The organism is Nocardia amamiensis NBRC 102102, from assembly GCF_001612745.1.
Classification (GTDB): domain Bacteria; phylum Actinomycetota; class Actinomycetes; order Mycobacteriales; family Mycobacteriaceae; genus Nocardia; species Nocardia amamiensis.
This window is the reverse complement of record NZ_BDBA01000314.1, coordinates 1-7,192: the sequence shown is the minus strand read 5'-3', so window position 1 is coordinate 7,192 and position 7,192 is coordinate 1. Positions and strand designations below refer to the sequence as shown.

Here is a 7,192-nt window from a genome sequence, read left to right as displayed (position 1 = left end):
AGATCGCCGGTCGACTGGTACCCACTGTTCCCGAATCCCGTTGTCGCTGCGGTTATCTTGACTTCTGCTGCCGAATTGTTTGTTGACCAGCATGTTCGTGTTTTGGACAGGTGTCTTCGACTACTGGTTCCGGGTGTAGAGCAGTGTGCGGGGGCCAGGCTGGTAGCCGATGGCCTGGTATAGGCGTGCGGGTGCCGGGTAGGCGTGGTCGCCGCGAGGCAGGATCACCGAGTGAGTTGCTCCGAGGGACCGGAATGCGTGCAGCAGAGCGGTATTGACGGCCTTGGCCAGTCCCTTGCCGCGGAACGGCGGAATGCACGAGACCGGCTCTACCAGGCCAACGCGGTTGATTTCGTCGTACCAGCCCAGCGCTGAGGCCACCCATTGGCCGTCGGGCGCGACGACGACAAGGTCTGTCCGCTCGCGGTAGGGGTAGGCGGCCATGACGTTTCGGTAGGTGTCGGCGGTGACCCGGGAGCCGAAGTCAGCCCAGCCAGCGCGGTGGGCTGCCGCCCGCCGCTCGGCGTCGTCGGAGGTGATGGCGGTGATCGTAAACCCGCCGGGCAGTAGCGGTGCTGGCAACTCGGTCAGGTCGTGGACGTGGCGGCGGAAGAACGGTCCGATCGTCTGCAGCGTGTAGCCGCGGCGGGACAGTGCCGCGCGTTCGTGGCGATCGGTCTCCATCACCAGGCAGGACAGGGTGGGACCAGGCGCCACGGTTTCGAACCAGTTCAGCAGCTGCGGCAACAGATCGGTCGCGGCCGGGTCGACGAGCAGTTCCAGGTGGCCGGGCAACTCGATCCATGCCCAGGCCGATACTGTGCTGCGTTCCTCCCATAGCGACACGCGGAATGCTTGCTGCGCGTCGGGGATCGAGTGCCAGCCCCAGGCGATGTCGCCGATGTGGAACCGACGCTCGGGTGACCAGAGACGTTGGGTTAACGATTGCAGGAGAACAAGATCCTCAGTCCATGCGAAATCTCGTCGTATGGCCATGAGGTCCTTCTGCTTGTGCCGGTGGTCATATCCTCGAGCCGGGTCCCGACGGTGGGCAAGCCATTTTCAACCCCGGTCGATCTCCGGCGGTGGTTGGTCGAAATGGCCGAGCAGGTAGGTGAATCGGATCAGGTCCTCGCGCAGGCGCTGCGATGTGAAGGGGCCGCCGGCGAAGGTGTCCAGGCTGGTGCGGGCGGCTTGGTCGGCAGCGAGCCAGTCGTGCAGCAGTTGCAGCAGTTGCCCGAGCTCTGTCGATCGCTGGCCGTCGGTGCTGAGTCGGGTGGCGCGGAGCTGGCCATGGGCGTGCGCGAGTGCGTCACGCAGTTGCTGGTTTTCAGCGCGGAGTTGGTTGACTCGCTCGTATGCCAGGGCAAGGCGCTGGCGCATCGAATCGTCGCTGGCCCGGGTGACGGCCTTGCGGGCAAGGCCGGAGGCAGTGTGTTGGTGTTGTAGCTGTTTGACCCGCTGGTGCAAGGCGGGCTGGGTGTAGATCCACGAGCGCGAGACCCCGGCTCGGTCGGCCAGCAGCGCGACGGTCACCGGTTGGCCAGCATCAGCGAGTTCGGTAAGGGCCTGCTCGGCGCGTCGCAGGGTGTCATGGTGGCGTCGGCGGGCGTGCTCGGCGAGGCGGTTGGGGTCAGCAGGCATGCGAGTCTCCGTCCCCGGTGCAGGATTTCCCGCTGCTGCAGCATCCACCGAATGTGGTGAGGCCGTCGATGATGGCGAGCAGGTTCTTCTCGACGGTGCGGTTCATCTCGGCCAGCCGCTGGTGCCCGCTGTGGTCGGCCTGGGCGATCAGCGCCTGGGTTTGTTCGAGCTGGCGGCGGTGCTGAGGCAGGAACTCCGGGGTCGTGACGAAGACCGGACACGTTAAACAGGCGTTGGCGAATTCGCACTTCTGCTGCAAGGGCAGCGCGCAATAGCCGTTGGGAAGAGCCATTTTTGCGCGCGCGATGTTGTTCTTCATCCAGACCGCCTCAGCCAGCGGGCCGGTGTCGGGTGCCAGCTGCTCGCCGGCGATGTTGACCTTGCGGGCGCGTTCCCACTGTTCCCGGATGGTCTTGTCCGACAGCCGGGCGTAGTGGGAGGTCATCGCGTGCGAATCGTGGTCGAGCAACCGGCGCACGGTCTCCTGCGGGACTTCGTTGTTGATCAGCCGGGTTCCGAAAGTGTGGCGCCAACAGTGCGGAGAAACATGTACCGGGCAGCCGAGTTCGTCGCGGATATCGCAGGCGCGCAACCATTCCAAGAGTTCCCCTCGGAAAGTAGCGGTGCTGAACGGCAGCTTGCCTTCGGGGTTGCGGGTTGGGCGCGGCAGCAGATACTCCGGATCATCGAACTCGGCGAGGACGGCCTGCTGCTGGGCGGTGATCGCCTCGGCCAGGTCGGTGTCGATGGGGACGAACGCGTCGCGGTGCATCTTGTGGTTCGTGTAGCGCAGGTAGGGCGCGCCCTGGCCATCCCGGACGATGCAGTCCAGCCGCAGTCGGCTGCCGTCGCCGACGCGCAGTCCGGTGCTCATCAGGATCCGCGCCAGTAACCGGCCGCGCGGGTTAGCGAACCGGTCGAGGTTGGCTGGGTTTTCCAGCTGCGCCATCACCGCCTCCGACAACGCCCTGGGTGCGCCGGCGATGAGGCGGGGATAATCCTCGGCGAACAGATCGACCTGCGGTGCCAGGCGGGGTTCCCAGCCGTGCTGGCGGGTCGCGCGCAGCAGGCCGGCGAGGCTGCTGATCTGGCTGGTGCGGCTTTTCGGGTTGGAAAACCGGTTGGCCAGGTATGCCAGGTGGACTTCGACCAGTTCCCGGGTGAGCGCTTCGGGGCCGCGGTGCAGGGCCGGGAACGATTGGGAGAACAGGGTGATCGCGCGGATGTCGGCGGCGACGGTGCCGACCACGATGCCCGTCGACAGCCGCCAGCGGGCCCAGCGTTTGGTCAACTGCCGTAACCAGATCGGCTCGATGCCGGTGAACCGGAACTGTGCATCACGGCCCGGGAGGCCGAGTCTGCGCAGCAACCAGACATCGCGTGGGAACTCTGCATCCCAGCCGGTGCCGTCGATGGCGTCGCGCAGGTAGCCGATTGCATCCAGCAGGAACCGGCGCTCGATGTAGCCGCGCTCGCTGGAGTACCCGAGATAGCTCGTCCAGGATTCGGGTGTGCGGGCCAGCAACGAGTCGACGCCGCCGCCCGGCAGTGCGCGCAGCAGCCGCCGGATCTGATGGGGGCGGGTCTGGGTGCGGCGTTCGTCGACGCGGCATTGGATAGCGTAGGCGATCTCGTGTCGCATCGGGATCGGTAACGGCCGCAGGTCGAATCGGTCCTGTCCGAAAGTCGAGCAGCTGATCAGCCAGGACTGCAGCGGTGGCCGGTCCGCACGGATCCATCGGCTGCGGTGGTGATCACACAATCCCGCCTCACCTTCGGCGTCGAGTCCGCAATCGGGGAACCGGCATCGGGTCCCGGTCGGCAACGGCGGACCCCCTCCGCCGTCTGCGATCCACCCGGTCAGCTCGGGGCTGCCCTGGTCATTCCAGCGGCTGACGTGGGAATGGCAGAGCCCCTTCTCGCGGCGGCTGCGACGGCAGGTCTCGATGGCGCATTTCGTCGGCTGTTGCAGCCAGCGCCGATTCGCCGGCGCCGTTGCTGCCCAGGCATCGACATCGGCGGGGCGCCCGTCATCGATCCAACGCCGATGATGCGCCGAGCACTTGCCCAGCAGCACGGCCTGCCGTTCGCAGACCGGGACCAGGCATGCTGGTCCGCCGATCACCGGGTCGTCGGGGTGGACCAGGATCACCGGCTGCGCGAACCGGGCCCGTAGCCGATCGGCCAGGTTCGTTCCGGAACTGTTGCTGTTGGCGATCGGCTGCACGGTGGTCATTCGGTCTGCTCCGCAGCGGGGGTGTCGAGGAACCCGGCCGCAGCTAGGGCTCGGCGAGCGTCCTCGATCTTCAGGTGGGAGTAGGTATCAGCGGTGACGCTGATGCTCGAGTGGCCCAGCACCTTCTGCACGACTTCGGCGGCGACACCGCGACGAAGCAGTCCGGTGGCGTAGGAATGGCGAAAAAGGTGAGGTGAGAACATGATTCTGGTCCGAGCCCGCAATCGACGCACCAGCCGATTGACGCTGGCGTAACTCATCGGCGCTCCGACCGGAGCGCCCCAGAGATTGACGAACACGTAGTCGCAATCAAGCAGGCCGTATTCCTCATGGAGATAGTCGCTGTAGAGGCGGAACAAGGCCGCGTCGGCGGGAACCTCCCTCGACCAGGTCTTTGCCCGTGCCCGGTTCACATTCGTTCGCGGCCGAACCGCGACCAGCCGACGGCGGGCATCAATGTCTTCGTGCCGTAACCCCAGTGCTTCGCCGATCCTCAGGCCGGTGCTTCGCAACAGGCTCAGCAGGAACCGGTCGCGCAGCCGGTCGCAGGCGCCGATCAAGCTCGTCATCTCGGCCTGGGTCAGCTCCCGTGGTGGCCGCCGCTCGGCCCGCAGTGAGATCGCGCGGTGCCGCTCCGGTCGCGCGCCCAGGTGCGCCAGGAACGGCTGCCATGATCCGCCGCGACGCCCTGGCCGCCACCGGGTCAGCAGCTCACCGAGGCCGACGCCGTGGCGTTGGTGGAACTCGTAGAACGAGGCCAGCGCTGATAGCTTCCGATTCACCGTCGCCGCAGTCAGATTCGCCTCGACCCAGGGCAGTATCGCCACTCGCGCATCGCGGGCTGCGTCCGGCAGTCGTAACCAGGCCACGAACCGGCCCAGATCTTCCAGCTCCACCCGATCCCATTGCAGGCCACGGCATTCCAGGAATTCGAAGTAGTCACGCAGGTCGTGGGCATAGGCGCGGACCGTGTTCGGTGAGCGGTCGATCGCGGTCAGATGCGCCAGAAACCGGTCCGTCGACTCCACCGCCAGCCCGCCACCGGCCAGAACCGTCGCAGATTCCACGCCTGAGGGCATCACCACTCGCTGAACTCGCACCCCGTCCCCCGTCCAGGACATGGTGAACTCTGCTGTCCACCACAGCAGATTCGGCGCACCCGCCTCCGTGGATTGGACGTCGTGGACAGAGAGAATCGATAGTCAGATAACCGAATCACTCCTGGACCGCCTCATCAACACCAGCCACCAAGTGTTCATGAACGGGCCGTCCTACCGGCCCAACAAGCGGCCCCGCGGCAACCACGAACCCAAGACACAGAACAAGGAGGTCGGGTAGAACATCACCCAGGACCCACCACCTGCCCGATTACGTGAACGAACGGGCCGGGAAAAACGTGAACGTCGACACCCGAGACGTTTACGTCGGTGATGCACTCTCACCTGCAGGCCCTCCTGCTTCCACAACCGGTGGACCCGTTTGCGGTTGACCCGGTGGCCCTCGTCGAACCGCAACGCCGCCCACGCCCGACGAAACCCGTGACAAGGGTTCTTGCGAGCGTATTCGCGTAGCCAGGCCCTGGTGCCGGCGTCGGGATCGTCCGGGGTTTGGTCGAGTGGCAGTCGCCGGAAGGTGGACCGATGGACCCCGACAACCTTGCAGGCGAACCGTTCGGACATGCCCTTGACCTGCAAGAGCATGCCGACCGCCCGCCGCTTGGCCGCCGGGCCTAGAAGTTTCCCCGAGCGATCTCCCGCAGCGCGTCTTTCTCCAGCTCGGCATCGGCCAGCAGCCGCTTGAGCCCCGGGCGTTCTGCTCGCGCAGCTCCTTGAGCTCTTTGGCGGCGTCGGTGTCCATCCCGCCATACTGGCGCCGCCAGTTATACAACGTGGCTGACGATACTTGCAGGTCAGCGGCGATTTCCTCACCCGAAGCACCGGCGGCGGCCAACTCGTCGGCACGGCGCAGCTTCCGCACGATCTCTTCCGCGGAATGCCGTTTCCGTCCAGCCATGGTTCTCAGTGTCCCCTTCCGGCCCCTCACCGGGGCCAACGGGACTCTAGTTCGAGGTGGTCTCATTCACCGGGGACAGGCCATGTCCACCTGCCCGGCTCCGTTCACGGTCTGACTCGACAGAGGTGTGACGACAAGCTGCTGTGAGAGGTTCTTGAAGTCGACATGTCGGCCGTGGATTCCCCACCCGGCAAAGACGAGGAACCGAACCTGATGATGCTGATCGGCGTCGATCCGCACAAGTCCACCCACACCGCCACCACTGTCGACCCCGCGACGAACTCCGACCACGGCTCGATCCGTATCGATGCCAGCTTTCCTGGCTATCGGAAGCTGCTGGCCTGGGCGCAGCAGTGGCCCGAACGAACCTGGGCTGTGGAGAACGCCGAAGGTTTGGGCCACCACCTGGCGCTGTGGCTGGTCTCGAAGGGCGAGGCGGTAGTGGATGTCGCGCCGGCCGCGACAGCACGGATCCGGCAGCTTTCCCGCGGTGGGCGCCGCAAAAAGCGACCGCATCGACGCCGCTGCCGCAGCGAGTGTCGCGGCCATGCACGGCGATGCCCGTCCGGTGCACGCGGAGACGACCGCTGATTCCCTCGCGTTGCTGGACGAGCGGCGCAAAAATCTGTCCGAGAACAGAACCCGGTCGGTGAACCAGTTGCATGCCCTGCTGCGGGAGCTGCTGCCCGGCGGGGTGCCCACCGATCTCACCGCGGCGAAAGCCTCGACCGTGCTGCGCGGCCTGCGTCCGGGCACCGATATCGACAGAGTCCGCAAGTCCCTGGTCAAGGACTTGATCGCAGACGTCAAGCGCTACGACGCACAGCTCACCGACAACGCCGCGGCCATGAGCGACCTGCTCGACGTGCACGGCACCACGCTGCGCGACATCCCCGGTGTCGGCCCAGTGCTCGCTGCCCGCATCGTCGGCCGCACTGGTCGGGCCAGCAGATTCCCGACCGCGGCCGCCTACGCCAACTACACCGGTGCGGCGCCGGTCGAGATCGCCAGCGGTGATTCGACTCGTCATCGTTTGTCGCGCTATGGCGATCGCGAACTCAACTCCGCCCTGCACACCATTGCGATGATCCAGATCCGGATGCGTGGCAGCGCCGGACGCGCCTACTACGACAAGAAGATCGCCGAGGGAAAGACACCGAAGGAGGCGAAACGCTGTCTCAAGCGGCGCCTGGCGGATCTGTGCTGGAGAACCATGATCCGAGACGAACGACGCACCAGAGCAGTCGAATTCGCCCGTCAACCCGAAGCTGCTTGACAAATACAGAGGTATCACGGGTT

At 65.9% G+C, this 7,192-nt stretch carries 5 protein-coding genes and 3 pseudogenes; 2 read left to right on the top strand and 6 right to left on the bottom strand.

Translation table 11 applies throughout. The features are described from left to right. Window positions 1-120 precede the first annotated feature (120 nt). The 4 genes from NA4_RS36535 to NA4_RS36520 all read right to left on the bottom strand — a co-directional run bounded on the left by NA4_RS36535 (window position 121) and on the right by NA4_RS36520 (window position 5,001). A complete protein-coding gene (locus tag NA4_RS36535; RefSeq protein ID WP_157129521.1) occupies window positions 121-846 on the bottom strand; it encodes a GNAT family N-acetyltransferase in 726 nt (241 codons plus the stop codon). A gap of 216 nt (window positions 847-1,062) precedes the next feature. Beyond that, window positions 1,063-1,644 (bottom strand): DUF6262 family protein, encoded by a 582-nt coding sequence (locus NA4_RS36530; RefSeq protein WP_157129520.1) that lies wholly within the window; start codon window positions 1,642-1,644, stop codon window positions 1,063-1,065. After that, window positions 1,634-3,880 carry a tyrosine-type recombinase/integrase gene (locus NA4_RS36525; protein ID WP_067480433.1) on the bottom strand — a complete coding sequence of 749 codons (2,247 nt, stop codon included), beginning with the start codon at window positions 3,878-3,880 and terminating at the stop codon, window positions 1,634-1,636. The genes NA4_RS36530 and NA4_RS36525 overlap by 11 nt, the downstream gene beginning before the upstream one ends. Further along, window positions 3,877-5,001, bottom strand: coding sequence for a site-specific integrase (locus NA4_RS36520; RefSeq protein WP_218022514.1), 1,125 nt, complete (start codon window positions 4,999-5,001; stop codon window positions 3,877-3,879). The genes NA4_RS36525 and NA4_RS36520 overlap by 4 nt, the downstream gene beginning before the upstream one ends. 85 nt (window positions 5,002-5,086) lie before the next feature. On the opposite strand from NA4_RS36520, the pseudogene NA4_RS43050 reads away from it, so the two are divergent. Continuing rightward, window positions 5,087-5,173, top strand: a pseudogene (locus NA4_RS43050) (ATP-binding protein); the annotation flags it as partial. Here the strand turns inward: NA4_RS43050 and NA4_RS43925 are convergent. Together NA4_RS43925 and NA4_RS43920 are read right to left on the bottom strand one after the other, a co-directional pair. Then, entirely contained in the window at window positions 5,152-5,559 is a 408-nt protein-coding gene (locus NA4_RS43925) for an IS3 family transposase (protein WP_373862872.1), read from the bottom strand. The pseudogene NA4_RS43050 and the gene NA4_RS43925 sit on opposite strands and share 22 nt — an antisense overlap. A 136-nt stretch (window positions 5,560-5,695) precedes the next feature. Then, a pseudogene (locus NA4_RS43920) lies at window positions 5,696-5,893 on the bottom strand (transposase); the annotation flags it as partial. 213 nt (window positions 5,894-6,106) lie between these two features. Between NA4_RS43920 and NA4_RS36515 the strand changes: the two are divergent. After that, window positions 6,107-7,169: pseudogene (locus NA4_RS36515) on the top strand (IS110 family RNA-guided transposase). The last annotated feature ends 23 nt before the right edge of the window (window positions 7,170-7,192 follow it).

Excerpts from the sequence above, each read along its gene's own strand:
- NA4_RS36525 (WP_067480433.1), bottom strand. The coding sequence starts at position 3,880 with ATGACCACCGTGCAGCCGATCGCCAACAGCAACAGTTCCGGAACGAAC.
- NA4_RS36520 (WP_218022514.1), bottom strand. The coding sequence starts at position 5,001 with ATGTCCTGGACGGGGGACGGGGTGCGAGTTCAGCGAGTGGTGATGCCC.
- NA4_RS36530 (WP_157129520.1), bottom strand. The coding sequence starts at position 1,644 with ATGCCTGCTGACCCCAACCGCCTCGCCGAGCACGCCCGCCGACGCCAC.
- NA4_RS43925 (WP_373862872.1), bottom strand. The coding sequence starts at position 5,559 with ATGTCCGAACGGTTCGCCTGCAAGGTTGTCGGGGTCCATCGGTCCACC.